The sequence below is a fragment of the Rothia mucilaginosa genome (assembly GCF_964210535.1).
Taxonomy (GTDB): domain Bacteria; phylum Actinomycetota; class Actinomycetes; order Actinomycetales; family Micrococcaceae; genus Rothia; species Rothia mucilaginosa_F.
Genome location: NZ_CAXOMR010000021.1, coordinates 1 through 20071, shown reverse-complemented (window position 1 = coordinate 20071; position 20071 = coordinate 1). Strand labels below are relative to the sequence as shown.

At 60.0% G+C, this 20071-nt stretch carries 15 protein-coding genes and 2 tRNA genes; 6 read left to right on the top strand and 11 right to left on the bottom strand.

The window, feature by feature from the left end:
* Nucleotides 1-471: 471 nt before the first annotated feature.
* Both AB8C10_RS07335 and AB8C10_RS07330 read right to left on the bottom strand, forming a co-directional pair.
* A complete protein-coding gene (locus AB8C10_RS07335; RefSeq protein ID WP_368867346.1) occupies nt 472-1272 on the bottom strand; it encodes an SDR family oxidoreductase in 801 nt (266 codons plus the stop codon).
* Nucleotides 1273-1399: 127 nt separating this feature from the next.
* A complete protein-coding gene (locus tag AB8C10_RS07330) occupies nt 1400-1714 on the bottom strand; it encodes a penicillin-binding protein (protein WP_070831106.1) in 315 nt (104 codons plus the stop codon).
* A gap of 202 nt (nt 1715-1916) precedes the next feature.
* Here AB8C10_RS07330 and AB8C10_RS07325 point away from each other — a divergent pair, with 202 nt between their 5' ends.
* The 4 genes from AB8C10_RS07325 to AB8C10_RS07310 all read left to right on the top strand — a co-directional run bounded on the left by AB8C10_RS07325 (nt 1917) and on the right by AB8C10_RS07310 (nt 7799).
* Nucleotides 1917-2231: a hypothetical protein gene (locus tag AB8C10_RS07325; protein WP_368867345.1), complete on the top strand. Its 315-nt coding sequence runs from the start codon at nt 1917-1919 to the stop codon at nt 2229-2231.
* 19 nt (nt 2232-2250) lie between these two features.
* Nucleotides 2251-4983: a valine--tRNA ligase gene (gene valS, locus AB8C10_RS07320; RefSeq protein ID WP_368867344.1), complete on the top strand. Its 2733-nt coding sequence runs from the start codon at nt 2251-2253 to the stop codon at nt 4981-4983.
* A 543-nt stretch (nt 4984-5526) separates the two neighbouring features.
* Nucleotides 5527-5928: a hypothetical protein gene (locus tag AB8C10_RS07315; protein ID WP_368867343.1), complete on the top strand. Its 402-nt coding sequence runs from the start codon at nt 5527-5529 to the stop codon at nt 5926-5928.
* A gap of 293 nt (nt 5929-6221) precedes the next feature.
* On the top strand, nt 6222-7799 hold the full coding sequence (locus AB8C10_RS07310) for an LssY C-terminal domain-containing protein (protein ID WP_368867342.1): 1578 nt from the start codon (nt 6222-6224) through the stop codon (nt 7797-7799).
* A 109-nt stretch (nt 7800-7908) separates the two neighbouring features.
* Here AB8C10_RS07310 and AB8C10_RS07305 read toward each other — a convergent pair whose 3' ends face one another.
* The 9 genes from AB8C10_RS07305 to AB8C10_RS07265 all read right to left on the bottom strand — a co-directional run bounded on the left by AB8C10_RS07305 (nt 7909) and on the right by AB8C10_RS07265 (nt 15686).
* Complete coding sequence (locus AB8C10_RS07305; RefSeq protein WP_368867341.1) at nt 7909-8550, bottom strand: DsbA family protein; 642 nt, start codon at nt 8548-8550, stop codon at nt 7909-7911.
* A 188-nt stretch (nt 8551-8738) separates the two neighbouring features.
* Nucleotides 8739-10106: an ATP-dependent Clp protease ATP-binding subunit ClpX gene (clpX, locus tag AB8C10_RS07300; protein ID WP_439958524.1), complete on the bottom strand. Its 1368-nt coding sequence runs from the start codon at nt 10104-10106 to the stop codon at nt 8739-8741.
* A 458-nt stretch (nt 10107-10564) separates the two neighbouring features.
* Entirely contained in the window at nt 10565-11254 is a 690-nt protein-coding gene (locus AB8C10_RS07295; RefSeq protein WP_012903382.1) for an ATP-dependent Clp protease proteolytic subunit, read from the bottom strand.
* 5 nt (nt 11255-11259) lie between these two features.
* A complete protein-coding gene (locus tag AB8C10_RS07290) occupies nt 11260-11913 on the bottom strand; it encodes an ATP-dependent Clp protease proteolytic subunit (protein ID WP_005505718.1) in 654 nt (217 codons plus the stop codon).
* Between the two features lie 365 nt (nt 11914-12278).
* Nucleotides 12279-13580, bottom strand: coding sequence for a trigger factor (tig, locus tag AB8C10_RS07285; protein WP_313969628.1), 1302 nt, complete (start codon nt 13578-13580; stop codon nt 12279-12281).
* A 107-nt stretch (nt 13581-13687) separates the two neighbouring features.
* Nucleotides 13688-13762: transfer RNA gene (locus tag AB8C10_RS07280), tRNA-Pro, on the bottom strand.
* 293 nt (nt 13763-14055) lie between these two features.
* Nucleotides 14056-14129 (bottom strand) — tRNA-Gly (locus tag AB8C10_RS07275).
* Nucleotides 14130-14190: 61 nt separating this feature from the next.
* Nucleotides 14191-15075 (bottom strand): Fpg/Nei family DNA glycosylase, encoded by an 885-nt coding sequence (locus tag AB8C10_RS07270; protein ID WP_368867340.1) that lies wholly within the window; start codon nt 15073-15075, stop codon nt 14191-14193.
* A 119-nt stretch (nt 15076-15194) separates the two neighbouring features.
* A complete protein-coding gene (locus AB8C10_RS07265) occupies nt 15195-15686 on the bottom strand; it encodes a ribose-5-phosphate isomerase (protein WP_070605377.1) in 492 nt (163 codons plus the stop codon).
* Between the two features lie 374 nt (nt 15687-16060).
* Here AB8C10_RS07265 and pepN point away from each other — a divergent pair, with 374 nt between their 5' ends.
* Both pepN and AB8C10_RS07255 read left to right on the top strand, forming a co-directional pair.
* A complete protein-coding gene (gene pepN / locus AB8C10_RS07260) occupies nt 16061-18610 on the top strand; it encodes an aminopeptidase N (protein ID WP_314669029.1) in 2550 nt (849 codons plus the stop codon).
* A gap of 273 nt (nt 18611-18883) precedes the next feature.
* Entirely contained in the window at nt 18884-20041 is a 1158-nt protein-coding gene (locus AB8C10_RS07255) for a GDSL-type esterase/lipase family protein (protein WP_368867339.1), read from the top strand.
* The last annotated feature ends 30 nt before the right edge of the window (nt 20042-20071 follow it).

The window sequence follows — 20071 nt, the reverse complement described above, 5'->3', positions numbered from 1 at the left end:
GTAGGCCCATACATGGGTGTGACTGCTAAAAGGCTAGCATTTGCCCCTGGATGTTTAGCCCGCTTACCGTCACCTTTGCATAACTGTAATGAAATCGTTATAAAAACACCCCTTAAGTTGAGGTTTAATGCAGACCAATTCGGGGATTTTGCGCCCATCTACTGACACACGAGGACATATAACCCTATCTTTTGATTGCATTTGAAGAAAATATAGGGTGTTCCATGGGTATTTTTGACCCACCATTTTCATCTTAGTGAACCTTAAAGTCTCACGTACCACTTTATAGTTCCCTCAAGTTCCCCTTCATGCCTCTCCCCTACACCCAGAGCACCTCAATCACCTTCATATATACCCCCCTATATACGTTCTAAGAACACAGAAAAAGCCCCGCCCGCATCCAACTCACGCGGATGCAGGCGGGGCTACCAAAGCCTCACTGAGGCTCAAGCGTCACGGCGCGCCGTGAGCTTAGCTCTCCTTGCGAATCACCTTGAACTGGCTCGGCTGTGCCACCGGGCGAATCGTAATGCGATCAAGGTTCACGTGGTGCGGAACGTTCAGAGCAAAAGTCACGGTCTGCGCCACATCCTCAGCGGTCAGCGGCTTTTCAACGCCCGCGTAGACTCGCTCGGCGGCTTCCTTAGAGCCCAGGCGGTTCAGGGAGAACTCTTCGGTGTGAACCATGCCCGGGCAAATCTCAATCACGCGAATATTATTCTCTGCCTCTTCCAGACGGAGCGCCTCGGTCAGGCCGCGAGCGCCGAACTTCGCCGCGTTGTATCCGGCGCCGCCCTCGTAGCCGTGCTCGGCAGCGGTGGAGGTCAGGTTCAGGATCGTGCCGTGACCGTTCAGGCGCAGAGCCTCCGCGAAGGCGCGCACCATGTGCAGAATACCCAGCACGTTCATCTGGTACATCTTCAGATAATCGGCGGTCTTGCCGTCGGCAACCTTGTCCACGCCGATAGCGCCGCCGGCAATATTGACCAGGGCGTCAATGGTGCCCTGCTCTTCCAGAATCTGCTCAGCAACGAACCGCACGGAATGTTCATCGGTCACATCGCAGGTCACCGGGTGAGCGCCGGTCTCCGCGTAGAGGGTGTAGAGGCGGTCGGTGCGACGCGCCAGGGCGTAGACGGTCCAACCGCTCGCCACCAGCTGCTGAACAGTAGCGCGACCAATACCGCTGGATGCGCCGGTCACCACGGCAACCTTGCCGACGCCGGTATGAGGCAGGAAAGGAGATGCAGGAATGTGGGTGTTCTCAGTCATACTTTAATCCTAGTAGAGTGATGCCCGCGGGTGCTCTGTTCGAGCAGACTCGCGGGCATATATTTTGAAATTTTCGATAGTGAGATAGGCGCCGGCACCACAACCACCCGGCACCCCCGTCAGGCTACTACCTGCGGCGGCGTGGCAGACCCCAGCGGCTCCTACCGCCGTCACGGAATCCGAGGCGGTGCTCAAAATACACGGGCGAGCTACTGCCGGTCTTAATCGTGTCCGGAGGGACCGTACCCTCACGCGCCGACAGCAGATAAAGGATCGCCGCGCCGGGCATGAACACAATCAGCGGTAGCACGAAACGCATGCGCGCCTCGCCATAGCCGCTACGCACCGTCAAATGCCAGACGCACAACGCCACCAGCACCAGGTGCAGTATCAGCAGAACAGTTTCAGGCGTACCCAAACCAAAAATACTCAGAGAACTCATTGGCAGCTCCTCAAAGGTCGTGTACTTTCAGTCTACGCCGCCCCAGCGTCCCTGAGAAGGATTCGCGGGCTGTTGATAGGCAAGATTTTCGCGCCTACACTGCAGGTAACCGAGGCAGGATATAAGGGGTTCTCTCCCCCATTGCCTTTCCGCCGAGTTTGCCGCTGAATCGCCGATTACTCCTCATATATGGAACCTCCACATGACAGCAACACCGCACCAGCGCATCGCCGCTCTCCAAGAGCAGCGCCGAGCGCTCCAGCAGAGGGCGCGCGCTATCCGTGCCACCACCGGAACCCCCTACACTTCTGAGGTGCACCTGCTGCTCGGGCAGAGCTACCTCGACCCCGCCAGCTGGCAGGATCTCACCGCCTCCAGCGGGGTACGCGCCGCAGTACGCAGGGCACAATTTGCGCGCCGGTACAAGCCCCTCCTGGCGCGCCTAGAAGCCGCAATCAAGCAGTACGAACAGGCAAGCGCAGCACAGAATTCCCCTGGAGCTGAGAGAATGCCGTGAATATGAGAAAATAGCCGTTATGGCTGAAAACATTTTGGGCTCAGACTCGCCCGTACAGATTAACGTTCCCGACCGCCCCGCCCTTGAAGGCCTCGAAGAGAAGCTCTCGCAGCGCTGGGCCGACGAGAAGACCTACGCATTCGACGAGAACACCACTCGCGAACAGGTCTACTCCATTGACACCCCGCCGCCGACCGCATCCGGTTCCCTGCACGTGGGTCACATGTTCTCCTACACCCAGACCGACGTCATTGCACGCTACCAGCGAATGACCGGCAAGAACGTGTTCTACCCCCTCGGCTGGGATGACAACGGCCTGCCCACCGAACGCCGCGTTCAGAACTACTACGGCGTTCTCTGCGACCCCTCCGTGGCAGACAACGACTCCTTCCGCGACCTGATCACCTGGAAGGCAGACGGCACCCCCAAGCCCGACCGCAGCCAAGCAAAGTGGCCGCGCATTTCCCGCAACAACTTCATCGAACTCTGTGAAGAACTCGCGGTTGAAGACGAGAAGGTCTTCGAAAACCTCTTCACCACCCTGGGTCTGTCCGTTGACTGGTCGCGCACCTACCGCACCATCGACGCGCACTCCCGCAAGGTCTCCCAGCTCGCCTTCCTGAAGGACCTGGAAGCAGGCAACGCCTACATGGCTGAAGCACCGACCATGTGGGACGTCACCTTCCGCACCGCAGTGGCACAGGCTGAGCTGGAAGACAAGGAACGCCCCGGCGCGTACCACCGCATCAGCTTCCACCGCCCCAACGGCGAGAAGGTCTGGATTGAGACCACCCGCCCCGAGCTGCTGCCCTCCTGCGTGGCTCTCGTGGCGCACCCGGACGACGAGCGTTACAAGCCGCTGTTCGGTACCACCGTCACCTCCCCGCTGTTCGGCGTTGAGGTCGAAATCAAGGCGCACCCGCTGGCACAGCCCGACAAGGGTGCCGGTATCGCCATGATCTGTACCTTCGGTGACACCACCGACGTCACCTGGTGGCGTGAACTGCAGCTGGACACCCGCGCCCTCATCGGTCGCGACGGCCGCTTCTCCCGCGAAATCCCCGAGTGGATCACCTCCGCCGAGGGTCGCGAGCGCTACGAGCGCATGGCAGGCACCACCGTCTTCACCGCACAGAAGACCGTCGTGGAAATGCTGGTTGAAGCTGGCGAAATGGACGGCGATCCCAAGCCGATTACCCACCCCGTGAAGTTCTACGAGAAGGGCGACAAGCCCCTCGAAATCGTTGCTTCCCGCCAGTGGTACATCCGCAACGGTGGCCGTGACGCTGCACGCCGCGAGAAGCTCATCGAGCGCGGCCGTGAGATGAACTGGTACCCCTCCTTCATGCGTAGCCGCTACGAGAACTGGGTTGAGGGTCTGAACGGCGACTGGCTGATTTCTCGCCAGCGTTTCTTCGGTGTTCCCTTCCCCGTCTGGTACCCGCTGGACGCTGAGGGCGAGCCGGACTACGAGAACCCGATTCTGCCTTCTGAGGACATGCTGCCGGTTGACCCCGCCTCTCAGGCTGCTCCCGGTTACACCGAGGATCAGCGCGGCGTAGCGGGCGGCTTCATCGCTGACCCGGACGTTCTGGACACTTGGGCTACCTCCTCCCTGACCCCGCAGATTGCGACCGGCTGGGGCGTGGACCCGGACCTGCACGCGAAGACCTTCCCCATGGATCTGCGCCCGCAGGGTCACGACATTATCCGTACCTGGCTGTTCTCCACCGCTGTTCGCGCGGAGACCCTGGCTTCCTCCGTGCCGTGGTACAACACCGCGCTCTCCGGCTGGATTCTCGACCCGGACCGCAAGAAGATGTCCAAGTCCAAGGGCAACGTTGTGGTCCCCAACGAGGTTCTGGAGAAGTACGGTTCGGACGCTGTGCGCTACTGGGCGGCTTCCGCTCGCCTGGGTGCTGACACCGCCTACGACGAAGGCCAGATGAAGATTGGCCGCCGCCTGGCGATCAAGCTGCTGAACGCATCCAAGTTCGTGCTGAACCTGGGCGCTACCGAGAAGTCTGTGATTACTTCTCAGGCTCAGGGTCGTGTGCTCATCAACGCTCTGGACCGCTCCCTGCTGGCTCGCCTGGCGTACCTGATTGAGGAAGCAACCGCAGCGTTTGAGAAGTACGAGTACGCTCGTGCCCTGCAGATTTGCGAGAGCTTCTTCTGGTCCTTCACCGACGACTTTGTTGAGCTGATTAAGGACCGTGCGTACGGTGCTCGCGGTGAGGAGGAGCAGGCTTCTGTTCTTGCCGCACTGGCAACCACCCTGGATGCTCTGTTGCGCCTGTTCGCACCCTTCCTGCCGTTCGTGACCGAAGAGATTTGGTCCTGGTGGCGTGCAGGTAGCGTACACCGCGCCGAGTGGCCGCAGGCACTGCCCATCCTGGAAGGCACCCTGCTGGCTGAGTACTCTGCACAGAACCCGACTGCTGGCATTTCTGCTCAGTGGGTCCTGGCGGACGCTGACCCGGCTCAGATTGAGTCGCTGAAGCAGATTCTGCCGGATGTTGCTGAGGCTCTGGGTGGTCTGCGTAAGGCTAAGAGCGACGCGAAGGTTAAGCAGCGCACCGAGGTTGAGTCCGCAACTATTGCGGCTCCTCAGGCTCAGCTGGATCGCATTGCCGCTGGCTTGGCTGACCTGAAGGCTGCCGGTAACGCTCGTGAGCTGTCCCTGGTGGCAGCTGAGGGCGAGCTGGAGGTTCGCGACGTTGTACTCGTTGTTGAAGAGGCAGCTGAGTAATCGCGTCTGAGTAATCGCACTTGAGCGTTTATCGCTTGATTTTATGACGCCACTTTGGTGTTGATAACGGGGCGGTACTGGTTAACGGTACCGCCCCGTTTTCTGTGCCTGCTGTTCGTTATAGCTCACCGGGTGTGAGATTCCGGCTGCGAATCTATACGGTGCTGACTTTGGGTTTTATCTCTGTGGGACCTTCAAGTACCTGCGTCTGATTCGAAGAGCTTCCCCTAGCTCCCTTCCCCAGCGATGTGGGATTTAGTCCGCTATTCTGTGGGTAATCGTGGGATTTCCAACCCCTTTTTCTGTTCATCAATGTGCAAAGAGCATAATCAACCTTATGAGATTGACTGTCACTTTATGTATGATTGTTGATGCGAGGGTTTTACCATCAGGAACAACCCTCTATTCAACTTCAGCAACAGACAAATCACCGGTACGACCAAAGACATACCCCGACCAACCGCACGACAGAAACCACCCGTCAGGCGCAGCGATGCACCCTGACACTGACCCGCGCCAAAGTAGGCGCACCCCCGTAGCATCATGAATTCATACTCATCCTCTTCCGGATTACCGCAAGAGCCTCATGCGAGGCATAGCTCAACCCCGAGCTCACCGCCAGGAGCGCAAGCAAACATTTCCCCCGATCAGCTTCAGCACTACCGTGCAAGCCTGAACGAATACATCAGCCAGGCACGCGAACACGCTCAGGCTCTACGCGCCAGCTACACCAACGAAGTGTACGAACTCTGGCATCACCACATCTCAACCAGCGCCGCCGCCGATGAGGCGAGTATCGCCTCCGGTTCGTTGACCGCCCAGCAGCTTGAGGACCTGACCCGCAAGTGGGTGCGCCTCATGCGTGAAAGCCGCGACATGCTGCATCACGAAAGCTCTATTGCGGCGGCACGCGCCGCTGTGGAGGCTAAGCCCCTCCCCGAGTAGGAATTCCCGCTGCTGGGAACCCCCGCACAGTACATCCCCGTGCTCCCCTCCCCTGCGCTGGGAAGATACAAACAGGGTTAGCACTCCCCCTGTTTCTTCTGTTGTTCATTTCTCCCGTTATTCAACGCATTTTCAGCACACGCTCCGCGCGTTGAACCATCCCGCGAATCCGTGGCGGGGCTATCGAGCCAAGCGATTAAGCCCTGCCCGGAACGGACGCATCTGGCAACCCACCCCTTGCTATAGTTATGTGATATTCAAAGAGCCTAACTATGTTTGCAGAAAGGGCGGGAATGTCCCACCAAAAACGCGTCCTACGGCCTATACGTAGCGATGTTGCTCCCCCAGTCACCTCGCCACCGGTCTACCGTGGTGATATTGACACGCGCGGTGCGGCGCAGGACCTCGTCCCGCGTAGCTTCTGGGTTAATTTCTGGGACACTCTCTTCTTTATCTTCGCCGGCGTCGCGGCACTCGTACTGACCTTCATGATTCTGGCGAATACGGTCGGCCACTCTTTTTGGGGTGTGCCCATCGCCTTTATCTTCTGGGCGGTCACCGCGTACCTGACGCTACCGCGTTTTCACGCCATTATGACCCGCATCTACGTGCCAGACTACTTCATTGGGCGCACCCGCACCCCGGACGGTCTGCTCGGCGACCCGGTCAATATCGGCCTGATTGGTACCGAGGAGCAGATTCACCAGGTCATGCAGGACGCCGGCTGGACCCGCGCGGACGACGTCACCCTCGTCTCCTCTTGGAAGATTATTCTCTCGACCATCACCCGCCGCTCCTACGCGGAGGCGCCGGTCTCCCCGCTGAAAATTTTCGGCAAGACGCAGGCTTTCGCCTACCAGAAGGAAGTGGACGGCAACCCCGAGAAACGCCACCACGTGCGCTTCTGGAAAACCCCGGACGGCTGGCTGTTGCCGGGTGGTCACCAGGTGGATTGGTTGGCGGCGGGCACGTATGACTCCGGTGTGGGTTTCAGCTTCTTCACCCTGCAGGTCACGCACCGCATCGATGCTGAAACCGACTTTGAGCGCGACTACATTGTGGAGTCCATCCAGTACGCCCACCCGGAAACCCGCGTTGAGATTCTGCACGATTTCTCCTCCGGCTACCACGCCCGCAACGGCGGCGGCGACGCGATCCGCACCGACGGCGCGCTGCCGGTGGTTATTCTCAACAATGAGGGCCTGGAACCGCAGGAGCAGGAAGAAATTCACCTCTCCAGCGCGCACGACCTGGCGTACCGCATGCCGCTGAGCCTGCTGGTCGGTTCGGGCATGCTCATCGCCGTGACCCTCGCCGATATTGTCAACAGCGTCATTTTGGCACTCAGCCGCCCGGCACTTCGCGCCAAGCTGCTGGAGGAAGGCTCCGGCAACGATCTTGAGTTGCTGAACCTCTTCGACCAGGTGGATAGCTCCGTGTTGCTGACCATTACCGGTACGGTGCTGGTTGGTTTCGTGGCGATTTATTCGGCGGTGCACCTATTCCTGCTGTGGAGCACGCTACGCGGCTCCTCGAAGGCCCGCCGTCTGGCTCTGCTGTTGACTGCGTTGAACTTCGCGGCGATTACCGGCGGCGTGCTGTGGGGGCACCAGTCCCTGCCGCTGTCCACGATTTTCTTCCAGCTGGGCGTTGCCGTTTTTGCGATGCTGGCGTTCACCTCGGACGCTGCGGTTCAGTACACGGCGACCCGCACCTTCCACATGCGCGATACGAAGATTGTGCAGCGGGCAACGCACCCGAAGGTTCTGGAACACAGGGCACAGCGCAAGGCGAAAAAGGCGAAGAAAGCACAGCTGCGAGCCGTAGCCACCGCGCGTAGCTACAAGCCCTCAGAGCGACATAGTGAATAGAAAAGTACCGCCCGGTCGTTCAATGACCGGGCGGTACTTTTTTGCTCTGCGACCGCAGACTCTACCGAGCCTGCGCGCATTGCAGGAATCTCAGCACATTGCAGGATTCTTAGGCTTCGCCGTCCTCACCGTGGAAAATCGGGCCCACGTTACGGGGGCGCTTGAGCTCAAAGAAGCCGGGGTAAGAAGCCAGCGCCAGGGCGCCGTCGAAGAGCTTACCAGCCTCTTCACCGGCGGGGCTCGGGGAGATGACCGGGCCGAAGAAAGCGGTGCCGTTAATGGAAATCAGCGGAACACCCACGTCGGTGCCACCCACGGTCTCCAGTGCCAGATCCAGGGAGGCGTGCATCTGCTCATCGTACTGGTCGGTGAAGGCGACATCCACCAGCTCTGCGGGCAGGTTGACCTCCTCCAGCGCCTTGACGATTGCGTCGCGGTAGGAATCAGCCTTGTTCTTGTTGTGGTGAATCTGCTCGCCCAGAGCGTCGTAGAGGGGCTTGATGACCTCGTTACCGTGCAGCTCGCGCACAGCGGTAATGAGGCGGGCCGGCGCCCAGGACTTGTTCATCGCTGCCTGGTAGTCGGCGGGCAGGTCGCGGCCCTGGTTGTGCATGGACAGGGAGAAGGGGCGCCAGGTCACCTCAATGTTGCGGACCTTCTGCACCTCACCAATCCAGCGGGAGGTAATCCAGCACCAGGGGCAAATCGGGTCGAACCAGAAATCAACCTGTGCGGGTGCGTTCTCAGCCATGAGTGTTCCTCTCTCATACGGTTGCGCCAGCCGCTTCTATGAGCCGGCGCTTATTCTTCGGTACACGCTCTTCAGCACACGTTCTTCAGGACATGCCAGCGAGAGCAGTACCTGCTAGTGAGCCGTCACCCCGTATAACAGGGGCGACGGCTTCTTTATTCCCTAGCCTGTCGGCTGGAAGTATTCGGTTATGCCGCCTGACGGTCCGCTTCCTTCAGGGAGGCGGCCTTCGCCTCCCCCTTTACGGTGCGGGTGGTCTCGGTTTCGGGGTCGGGCGCCTGCAGCACGTAGCGGGGTTCCGTGCCGTTGAGCACGGTGTCCTCACCGATGACGATGGACACCACATCGGTGCGGTCCGGGATGTCGAACATAATCGGCTGCAGAATCTGCTCCATCATGGCGCGCAGGCCGCGGGCACCGGTGCCGCGTTCGGCGGCGAGGCGGGCAATAGCCGCGACCGCAGCGTCGTCGAGGACCAGGTCCACGCCGTCCAGGGCGAAGAGGTGACGGTACTGCTTGAGCAGCGCGTTCTTCGGTTCCGTCAGCACGCGAGCCAGCTCTTCTTCGTTGAGCTCACTCAGAGTCGAGATGACCGGCAGGCGGCCAATCAGCTCGGGGATAATGCCGTAGTGCGCCAGGTCCTCGGGCATGATCTGGTCCAGTGGGTTCTTCACGGAACCGCCCAGTTCAGCGCCGAAACCGATGCCGCCGGCACCCACTCGGGCTGCGATGCGGTCGTCAATATTGTCGAAGGCGCCAGCCACGATGAAGAGAATGTTCGAGGTATCAATCTCAATATTCGCGTGTGCCGGGTGCTTGCGTCCGCCCTCCGGCGGTACGGTCGCCACGGTGCCCTCAATAATCTTCAGCAGCGCCTGCTGCACGCCCTCACCGGACACGTCACGGGTGATGGAGAGGTTCTCGCCGCCCTTGCGGGCAATCTTGTCGATCTCGTCAATGTAGATGATGCCGCGCTGAGCCTTAGCAATATCACCGTCAGCGGCGTTGATGAGGCGCAGCAGAATGTTCTCCACGTCATCACCCACGTAGCCCGCCTCGGTGAGGGTGGTTGCGTCGACCAGGGCGAAGGGCACATCCAGCTTCTTCGCCAGGGTTGCCGCCAGGTAGGTTTTACCGCAGCCGGTCGGTCCGAGCATCAGAATATTCGACTTGCCCAGCTCCACCTGCTCCCCCGCTGTCGCCGAAAGAATGCGGGAGGTCAACACCGGGTTATCAATATCGTGGATGCGCTTGTAGTGGTTGTACACCGCCACCGCCAGGGTACGCTTCGCTGCGTCCTGACCGATGACGTAGTCGTTGAGGTAGCTATAAATTTCGCGCGGAGTAGCCAGCTGAGGCGCGGGCGCAGCGGCGGGAGCCTTCACCTTCAGACGCTCTTCAGCGAGGATCTCTTCGCACAGTTCCACGCACTCGTCGCAGATCGAAACGTTCGGGCCAAGCACAATCTTAAAAACCTGCGCGCGCGTCTTCTTACAAAAGGAGCATCGCATGCTGGCGTTGGGCTGTTCGGGAGGCACAATGACGTCTGTGGCCACGAAGATTCCCTTTCGATCGGCGTGATGAAATCGGTACAGAAGGGTCAGTGACCTGGTGTCTGCGGTGATTTCTCAGGAGGGGCACCGGCGGGTGGTGGGCGCCCTGGTTTGAGCGAGAAAACGGTATGAAAGACTCGAATTTTCTCCTTCTCTAAGGCTACCGGAGTTCACCCCGGAACCAAGAATTACGCGCCCCAAATGGACGGACTTACCGGGCATATGACAAAGCGCGTCTTTTATGACGGCGGCGGAAGCTGACGCGCCGGAATATGACGGCAATGTGCCGCAAGAAATCGCAAAGAAAGCGCAGGTCAACGCCACATATCAGCTTGCCTCGCCACACCCCACCCGACAAGGGCAAAAAGGAGCGGCACCGCACCGCGCACCAGCCCGAAGGCTCGCACACGGAGCGATGCCGCCCCTCCCCGAAAAATCGGGGTATTCCTCAAAACTAAAGTTTAGGTGTGGGAAATAGCGGTGTTGGTCGCAGGCTTACGCAGCTTACGAGACTCCAGCACCTTGTCAACCAGGCCGTACTCCAGGGCAGCAGCCGCAGTCAGAATGTTGTCACGCTCGATGGAGCGGTCAACTTCCTCGTAGGTCTTGCCCGAGTGCAGTGCCAGGGTCTGTGCAGTCCACTCACGCATACGCATAACCTCGTTCGCGTGAATCTCAATGTCAGATGCCTGACCGCCCTGCTGGCCGCTCAGAGCGGGCTGGTGAATCAGCACGCGAGCGTTCGGCAGTGCCAGACGCTTGCCGGGGGTACCGGCAGCCAGCAGAACCGCCGCAGCGGATGCCGCCTGGCCCAGGCACACGGTCTGAATCTCGGGGCGGATGAACTGCATCGTGTCGTAGATAGCGGTCATTGCGGTGAAGGAGCCGCCGGGCGAGTTGATGTACAGGGTGATGTCACGCTCGGGGTCCTGCGCCTCCAGAACCAGCAGCTGAGCCATGATGTCGTCAGCGGATGCGTCGTCCACCTGGGTGCCCAGGAAGATAATGCGGTCCTCGAACAGCTTTGCGTACGGGTCCTGACGCTTGTAACCGTAGGGGGTGCGCTCCTCGAAGCTGGGGAGCACGTAGCGGTTGCTCGGCATAGCCGGCGCCGAGGTGGTGATATCGTTCGGCAGGTAGTTCATGTGCATCTCCCTTATGCGTTCTTCGATTCGGGCAGCTTACCGGCGGTGGTCGCAATGTGGTCGAAGAAGCCGTATTCCAGGCCTTCTTCCGCGTTGAACCAGTTGTCGCGGTCGTTATCCTTCAGGATGGTTTCCAGGCTCTTGCCGGTGCGCTCAGCGGTGATCTCTGCCAGGCGCTTCTTCATGTCCAGAATCAGCTCAGCCTGGGTGCGGATATCCGATGCGGTACCGCCAATGCCACCGAGGGGCTGGTGCATCAGGATGCGGGCGTTCGGGGTTGCGTAGCGCTTGCCGATGGTGCCTGCGGTGAGCAGGAACTGCCCCATGGATGCTGCCATACCGGTCACCACGGTCACCACATCGTTCGGGATGAGCTGCATGGTGTCGTAGATAGCCATGCCAGCGGTCACGGAGCCGCCGGGCGAGTTGATGTACAGGTAGATGTCTGCCTCGGGGTCTTCAGCCGAGAGCAGCAGCATCTGGGAGCAGATGAGGTTAGCGTTGGAGTCGCGCACCTCGGAGCCGAGCCAGATAATGCGCTCCTTCAGGAGGCTGTTGTAGACGTAATCTTCCTGGGCACCAACGATGGGGGTTGCCATAGACGGCGCGGGCGCCACGCCGGCTGCCTGGGAGGCGCCGATGGGCAGAGGCATGTAGCTGGACATTCTTCCTCTTCTTCTCTAATGGGTCTTCGCTGCATCTTTGCGCGATTTACGCGCCGGAGCGCACGCGAAAAGTTTCGTTGCTACTACCTTACCGATAGTTGCCCTCCCCCGCTTCCCTTCGCGTTGTTCGTTCGCCAGGGGGTGAAGCACAGCGTGAAGCACAGCGCCCAGCATAAGCGGTACTGACGAGCCTGCATGCGCGTTCGGGAGCAAATCGGGAGCAAATCGGGGGTGAATCTGGGGAATAAAAGAGCCTCAGCGGGCACCCAACCGGTCAACCGGTGGATGCCCGCTGAGGCTACACGTTTCAAGCAATCAGCTCACGCCCTTTAGCGGGGTGGCTTCTTGCGGACCGTGGCGGGGATTTAGGCAGCTGCCTCTTCGCCCTCGCCCAGGTACTTGGACAGGTCAACAACGTTGCCCTTGGTGTCCTTGACCACTGCGGTCTTCAGCACTGCTGCCAGAGCCTTGGAGCGGCGAACCTCGCCGACCAGTGCGCCAGCCTGGCCGGAGCCGTCCAGCATCTGTGCGAACTGGTTGGGGTCCATGCCGTACTGGGAGCTCATGGTGATGATGTAGTTGATCATCTCAGCCTGGTCAACGGTCACTTCTTCCTTGTCCGCAACAGCGTCGAGAACCATCTCGTTCTTGAATGCGGTCTCGGTGTTGGCGCGAACCTCGGCGCGGTGCTCCTCGGTGTCGTGGCCAGCTTCAGCGTTGGGGTTGTTGAAGTGCTGCTCGAGCTGGTCCTCGATAACCTTCTCGGGGACGGGAACCTCAACCAGCTCAACGAGCTTTGCGAGGACCTTGTCGCGTGCCTGGGTGCCCTGCTCGGCAACCTTAGCCTCTGCAACCTGCTTCTTGATGTCTTCCTTCAGTTCTTCGATGGTGTCGAACTCGGAAGCCAGCTGTGCGAACTCGTCGTCAGCCTCGGGCAGCTCGCGCTCCTTGACAGCGGAGAGCTTGACCTTGATGACAGCCTGCTCGCCTGCGTGCTCGCCACCGGAGAGCTTGGTCTCGAAGGTTGCGTCCTCGCCAGCGGACAGGCCGGTCAGAGCCTCGTCGATGCCGTCGAGCATGGTGCCGGAACCAATCTGGTAGGACAGGTCGTTAGCTGCATCAACCTGCTCACCGTCGATCTCAGCTGCGATGTCGATGGTCACGAAGTCCTTGTCAGCTGCGGGGCGCTCAACGGTCTTCAGGGTGCCGAAGCGCTCACGCAGAGCGTCCAGTGCCTGAACCTCGTCCTCAGCGGTGACCTCAACCTCGTCAACCTCAACCTCGAGGCCCTCGTAGTTGGGCAGCTCGATTTCGGGGCGAACGGTGACGGTGATGGTCAGCTTGACGTCTGCCTCACGGTTCTCGGTGGAGGGCTGGGACTGAACGTCCAGCTCGGGCTGTGCCAGGGGGGAGAGTTCGTTCTCGCCCAGTGCCTGTGCGTAGTAGTCGTTCAGAGCGTCGTTCAGGGATGCCTCGACGATGTAGTCGAAGCCCGCACGCTGCTCGATGAGCTGCTTGGGCAGCTTACCCTTGCGGAAGCCGGGAACGCTGATCTGACCCGCGAGGTTCTTGTAGGTGCGGTCCAGGTAGGGCTTGAATTCTGCGAAGGGAACCTCGACCTCAATCTTTGCGAGGGTCGGGTTGAGCTTCTCGACGGCGGTCTTCACGTCCGTGATCTCCTCATATAGTTTCGGTGCGGCACGAATCGTGTGTGCCGCGGTTGCTTAGTGGAAAGAGCGCCACGGGCTTGTAGTGCCGCGGCAACCGTTTCACGTCGGGGCGACAGGATTCGAACCTGCGATCTCCTGCTCCCAAAGCAGGCGCGTTAGCCAAGCTACGCCACGCCCCGTGAAACCGACCGTGTTGTGCACTTGCGTGTTTAACACAGTCAGTGCCCTAGTTTACCTGTTTTCCCGCTAAATGCCCAACACAGCGGCTGGTGCGTGGCTGATTTCCACTGAGCGCGTACTCCCCTGTCTCCCTCGGTTTCGTAGGGTGTTTTGTGCGGATGCGAGGCGGAGGGGATGACGGGCTGGAGGGCGAAAATCCCGAGCGCGCGAGGGAATGTATTTTCGCCCGGAAGTGATTCCTTCATCCCCGGAATGCAAAAAGACCCCGACGCTTGCGTCGGAGCCTTTTTCATGGAGGGGATGACGGGAATCGAACCCGCGTAATCAGTTTGGAAGACTGAGGCTTTACCATTAAGCTACATCCCCGGAATGGAACTTGACCATAGTATCGAGGTTCCATCTGGGCTGTCAAATGTTTTGCGGGTTTTTAGTGTTGGCAGCCGGGGCACCAGTAGAGTTTGCGGCCGGCGATTTCTTCCATGCGGATGGTAGTTCCGCAGCGGCGGCATGGTTCGCCGTGGTGCATGTACACGTAGCTGGCGTGGTCGGGCCATGCCTCAGTTTCGGGTACGCCGGGGCGGTCTTCCGGTTCGGTGGTGATGATACGACCCACGCGCACGCCAATAACCAGCAGGTGCTTGTTGTCTTCCCAGAGCCGCTTGAGCTCGTCATCACTGAGACTCTTGCCGGGGCGCAGCGGGTCAATTTCCTGGCGGTACAGCGACTCGGCACGGAAGATATTGCCCACACCAGAGATTGCCGCCTGATCCATCAGAATCACACCAATCGGGCGGGAACTCTTGCGTGCCGCGCGGTAGAACTGCTCGGGGTCGGCATCCGGGTTGAGCGGGTCGGGGCCGAGCTTCGAGCGGACGGTACGGACCTCCTCCGGCGTGAGCGTGCGGCAAATAGTCGGACCCACCAAGTCAGCCCAGCCGTGCTCCGAAACAATACGGCAGCGCACGGTACTCTTCGGTTCGGGAGGGCCGGCGTAGGGCTCCCCCTCCCCCGCCGCGTATTCTTTTTCACCAATCTTGCGGGGCGCGCCAATGCTCGAAGCACCCGTGAACGTCTCGTCACCACCGAAGCTCCAGTTGCCGTAAATGCCCAGGTGCACGTTCAGGGTCAGGTCGTTCTCGAAGGTCACGAACAGGTGCTTACCGTGCGCGTACGCACCGGTGATGGTGTGCCCGTCCAGCAGGGCGGCGCCCTCAGCGTAGCGGCCCTGCGGGGAGGAAACCTGCACGCGCTCGCCGGTGAAGACGTCGCTGATTTGGCGGGCGATACGGTGAATGGAGTGGCCTTCGGGCACGGGTCCCCCTCAAAAACTCATCGGCTAGAAATAGCGCGGGTATAAGCAGTACGGATTATCTGGAGTACTAGAGACGACTGAGGCGCATAGCCTGCACTATGCGCCTCAGATTTTAGAGCTTAGGCAGCGTCAATCTGCTTGCCGGCAATGTCGCCGGTCTGCTCATATTCAGCCAGCTGACCGATACGGCGTGCGTGACGCTCCTCGTTGGTCCAGGGGGTAGCCAGGAAGACCTTAATGATTTCCAGTGCTTCTTCCTTGCTGTGCTGGCGGCCGCCAACAGCAACGACCTGTGCATTGTTGTGCTCGCGAGCCAGTGCCGCAGTGTCGTGGTTCCACGCCAGAGCCGCACGGATACCCTCAACCTTGTTCGCAGCCATCTGCTCGCCGTTACCGCTACCGCCCAGCACGATGCCCAGGGAGTCCAGGCCAGCCTCACGGTCACGCTTCACACCAAGGGCTGCGTTAATGCAGAACGAGGGGTAGTCATCCAGCGGATCGTAGTCGGCGGGGCCGTGGTCAATCATCTCGTATCCCGCAGCGGTGAGGGACTCAATCAGGTAGTGGCTCAGCTCGAGGCCAGCGTGGTCGGTTGCGATGTGTACGCGCATGGTACTCTCCTGGTGATTTTGTCTTGGTGACGTGCGAATGTGCGTTCGTGGGAGGCGCCGGTTCTCAGTTCTGAGCGCCGTTGCTAGAGTGCGCCGCGCATCCATCAGGTGGGATACGCTCCCCGTTTGGGTTTTTTCTGTCTTAACTGTATCGAATTCGCGCGGGTTCGGGTAATGGGGAGCCTTCCAGACCCCCACATATACGGTAGACTGTGGGATATGGCACTTTTGGTGTCCAGGTTCTCCGCGCCCAAAATTAATGCCTCCAGCGCCACGTATGCAGCGTCGCAGGAGCCGCGAACCTCGGGAACCAGCGCACCATGACAGGGCGTGTCAGCACGGCACGCTATTCACATCTAAGGAGAGGGAGCTTTATGCCCGGCCTGAACCTAACCCGCAATGAGGCAATCGAACGCGCATCCATCATTAAGCGCGTGCACTCGTACCGTATTGAACTCGACCTGCCGAAGGACAAAGACGTCTTCTCCTCGAAGGTTGAAATTCGCTTCGACGCTCAGGAAGGTGCCTCCACCTTCATTGACGCCATCACTTCCTCGGTCAAGTCCATTAACCTCAACGGTGAAGAGCTGAGCACCGACCTGGCGGACGGCGAGCGCATCCAGCTGCCGAACCTGGCTGCTGAGAACACCCTGGTCATTGACGCAGAGATGTTCTACACCAACACCGGTGAGGGTCTGCACCGTTTCGTGGACCCCGCCGACGGTGAGGTGTACCTGTACTCCCAGTTTGAGGTGCCGGATTCCCGCCGTGTGTTCCCGGTCTTTGAGCAGCCCGATCTGAAGGCTACTTTTGAGTTTATTGTGCGCGTGCCCTCGCACTGGGTGGTTGTGTCGAACCAGCCCGAGGTGAAGGTTGAGGAGAAGGAGTGCGGTTGCGGCCGTGCGAAGACCTGGTTCTTCAAGCCGACCCCGCGCATGTCTTCGTACATTACCGCGATTGTGGCTGGCCCCTACGAGAAGGTCACCAGCGAGCTGACCAACTCTGAGGGTCGCGTCATTCCGCTGGGCGTGTACGCTCGTAAGTCCCTCATGCCGTTCGTGGATGCTGAGGACATGTTTGAGCTGACCCGTCAGGGCTTCGAGTTCTACGAGGAGCAGTTCAAGACCCCGTACCCGTTCGAGAAGTACGATCAGCTGTTCGTGCCCGAGTTCAACGCCGGTGCGATGGAGAACGCTGGCTGCGTGACCTACCTGGAGACTTACGTCTTCCGTTCCAAGGTTGCGGAGGCTCTGCGTGAGCGCCGCGCTATCACCGTTCTGCACGAGCTGGCTCACATGTGGTTCGGCGACCTGGTCACCATGAAGTGGTGGAACGACCTGTGGCTGAACGAGTCCTTCGCTGAGTTCATGTCGACCCTGGCTGCTGCGGAGAACACCCGCTACGCCAAGGAGGCGTGGGCTACCTTCGCCGCTTCGGAGAAGACCTGGGCATACCGCCAGGATCAGCTGTCTTCGACCCACCCGATTGTGGCTGAGATTCGCGACCTTGCCGACGTTCAGGTGAACTTCGACGGTATTACTTACGCTAAGGGTGCTTCGGTGCTGCGTCAGATGGTGGCGTGGGTTGGCCAGGAGAACTTCATGGCCGCTCTGAAGGTGTACTTCGACAAGCACAGCTGGGGCAACACCGTCCTGGATGACCTGCTGGTTGAGCTGGAGCGCACCTCCGGCCGTGACGTGCGTGCGTGGAGCGCTAAGTGGCTTGAGACCGCTGGCGTGAACACCCTTGCCGTTGAGGTTGAGAACGACGAGGCTGGCAACATTTCTTCGCTGGGTATTCGCCAGTCTTACGCTGAGGGCTTCGAGACCCTGCGCCCGCACCGTGCCGTGATTGGTTTCTACAACCTGGTGGACGGCAAGCTGACCCGTACCGACCGCATCGAGCTGGACATTGACGGCGAGCTGACCGTGGTCGAGGAGGCTCTCGGTAAGAAGCGCCCCGACCTGCTGCTGCTGAACGATGAGGACCTGGCATACGCAAAGATTCGCCTGGACGAGCGTTCCATCGAGACCGCTATCAAGCACCTGGGTGACATTGATTCGTCCGTGGCTCGCGGCGTGGTTTGGGGTTCGCTCTGGGATACCGTACGTGACGCTCAGATGCCGGCACGTAAGTACGTTGACCTGGTGCTGAACAACATCGGCAAGGAAACCAACTCCACCGCCCTGCGCACCCAGATCAACAACCTGTCCGCTACCCTGCACTCCTTCGTGGCTCCCGAGGCTCGCGAGGAGACCCGCCACCGTGCCGCTGACCGCCTCTGGGAGCTGGCATGCGTTGCAGAGCCCGATTCGGATGCTCAGCTACAGCTGCTGCAGGCGTTCATCAACCAGACCCGCACCGAGGACCAGTACAACAACGTGCAGCGCCTCTTCGAGGGTGAGCTGACCCTTGAGGGCCTGGACATCGACGCTGACCTGCGTTGGAACCTGGTGTGCCGCCTGGCTACCGGTGGCCGCTTCTCCGCCGAGCAGATCGCTGCGGAGCTGGAGAACGACAACACCGCGAACGGTCAGCAGTACGCTGCTCAGGCGTACGCGTCGATTCCGACCGCGGAGGCTAAGGCTGAGTACTGGAACAAGATCATGGTGACCGGCGAGCTGTCGAACATGATTCAGCGTTACGCTATTTCCGGTTTCAAGTCCGGCAAGCCCGAGCTGATTGCCCAGTACGATGAGCCGTACTTCGAGCAGATTGAGGGCATTTGGCGTTCGCGTTCGCACGAGATTTCCATGCAGATTATTGGTGGCATGTACCCGAGCGAGCCGACCGCTGAGCTGCTGGAGCGTACCGAGAAGTACTTGGCTTCTCTGCCTGAGGATGCTGCGGCTCTGTACCGTCAGATTGCGGAGGCACGCGACGGCGTGGCTCGTGCACTGAAGGTTCAGGCTGCTGACATCTAACAGTGCTTGTGAGCTGAGGCGGGTTTACTGCCCGCTCTCATGAGTTTCTGTTCGTCCCCTTCTACCCCATTTGCGGGGTGGGAGGGGACGTTTCTGTATTGGGGTATGCCGGTTCTATTTCGAGTTGTACCCCAAGTCGCGCACCAGTTTTCATACCGGTTTACACACCGAGTCTAAATTCTTGTCACTGCGGTGCATATTTTTTGTCTTTTTCGTTTGAATATCCCTGAAAAGCTCTCTACTTGGGGTTGCGCCTATCGTATACTGTTGTGCATGCCTTCTATCAAGTCTCCTATCGCGAAAGCTTCTCTGACCGGCGCAATCGTTGCTGTGGTTGCCGCCGGTTCCTTTGGCATGTACTCCGCAGGAGGCTTCAACGCGCCCGGTGGCACTGCCGCTACCGCTGCCGCGAGCGCCGAACCTACCCAGTCGGCGCAGGAAAGCCCCAGCGAGTCCCCCTCCCCCGAGCCGACTCCGGAACCGACCACCCCGGCGCAGAAGATTGAACGCACCGCACAGAACGCCTTCGGCAAGGAAGGCGCGCAGGCAACCGGTGAGATTCAGGCGCCGTTCTCCACCTCCGCTGATGCCGCCGACATGCTGGTTCAGCAGTTCAAGGGCGGCGTGGTCATGTACACCCCCAAGTACGGCCCGGTCGCGCTGGAAACCGGCGTCTACACTCACTGGTGGAAGCAACGCGAGTACAGCGACTTTGCCGGCTGGGAGGGCCTGCCGGTGAGCTGGCGTTCCGAGAACGGCGTTCTGTACACCAAGTTTGAGAAGGCTGAACTCTACTGGGATAAGGCAAACAGCCTGCCGCGCAACACCAACGTTCTGGGCGCTAAGGACGCCCTGGTGATTGGTGACTCGCAGGTAACCTCAACCTCCTGGGTTGGTTTGGGCTTGAAGCAGGCAGGTTTTGTACCGTACCTGTTCCGTTGCGGCGGCGTGGGTTTTGTGACCGCCCGCGAGGGTGTGTGCCCCTCCTACTATCAGGGCGTGATGGGTGGCCGTTGGGCTCTGCCGAGCGGTAACCCCGGCATCATTTACCTGGATGCCTCCGGTAACGACATTTACATTCACGAGGACGAGACGAAGGCGCGCGAGCACGTGAACGCGCACCAGACTCAGGTCATTGAGCAGCTGCGACGCATGTACCCGTCCTCGAAGATTGTCTTCGGCGGCGTGGTGTCTATGAGCGAGGACGCGGCAACGGATAAGCAGGTGGCTCATAAGCGTCACGTGGCGAACGAGGTTGCGCGACAGGGTGCACGAGAGACCGGCGTGCTGTTCATGGACACCGCGGATTGGCAGACCATCTACCTGACTGAGGGTGACATGGCTGATGGTGTGCACCTGAAGGACGAGGCACAGTACAAGCTGGCGGCTCCCTTTGCGGCTCGTCTGCGTGAACTGCTCGGCACCGCCTAAATCAGCTGTGTAGAACATCGCTGACGCCGG

What these genes read in the sequence shown, in the direction of transcription:
- AB8C10_RS07295 (WP_012903382.1), bottom strand. Translation starts at nt 11,254, where the DNA reads ATGCACATGAACTACCTGCCGAACGATATCACCACCTCGGCGCCGGCT.
- AB8C10_RS07335 (WP_368867346.1), bottom strand. Translation starts at nt 1,272, where the DNA reads ATGACTGAGAACACCCACATTCCTGCATCTCCTTTCCTGCCTCATACC.
- AB8C10_RS07265 (WP_070605377.1), bottom strand. Translation starts at nt 15,686, where the DNA reads ATGCGCGTACACATCGCAACCGACCACGCTGGCCTCGAGCTGAGCCAC.
- AB8C10_RS07325 (WP_368867345.1), top strand. Translation starts at nt 1,917, where the DNA reads ATGACAGCAACACCGCACCAGCGCATCGCCGCTCTCCAAGAGCAGCGC.
- AB8C10_RS07330 (WP_070831106.1), bottom strand. Translation starts at nt 1,714, where the DNA reads ATGAGTTCTCTGAGTATTTTTGGTTTGGGTACGCCTGAAACTGTTCTG.
- AB8C10_RS07255 (WP_368867339.1), top strand. Translation starts at nt 18,884, where the DNA reads ATGCCTTCTATCAAGTCTCCTATCGCGAAAGCTTCTCTGACCGGCGCA.
- AB8C10_RS07310 (WP_368867342.1), top strand. Translation starts at nt 6,222, where the DNA reads ATGTCCCACCAAAAACGCGTCCTACGGCCTATACGTAGCGATGTTGCT.
- valS (WP_368867344.1), top strand. Translation starts at nt 2,251, where the DNA reads ATGGCTGAAAACATTTTGGGCTCAGACTCGCCCGTACAGATTAACGTT.
- AB8C10_RS07290 (WP_005505718.1), bottom strand. Translation starts at nt 11,913, where the DNA reads ATGTCCAGCTACATGCCTCTGCCCATCGGCGCCTCCCAGGCAGCCGGC.
- AB8C10_RS07315 (WP_368867343.1), top strand. Translation starts at nt 5,527, where the DNA reads ATGAATTCATACTCATCCTCTTCCGGATTACCGCAAGAGCCTCATGCG.
- AB8C10_RS07305 (WP_368867341.1), bottom strand. Translation starts at nt 8,550, where the DNA reads ATGGCTGAGAACGCACCCGCACAGGTTGATTTCTGGTTCGACCCGATT.
- pepN (WP_314669029.1), top strand. Translation starts at nt 16,061, where the DNA reads ATGCCCGGCCTGAACCTAACCCGCAATGAGGCAATCGAACGCGCATCC.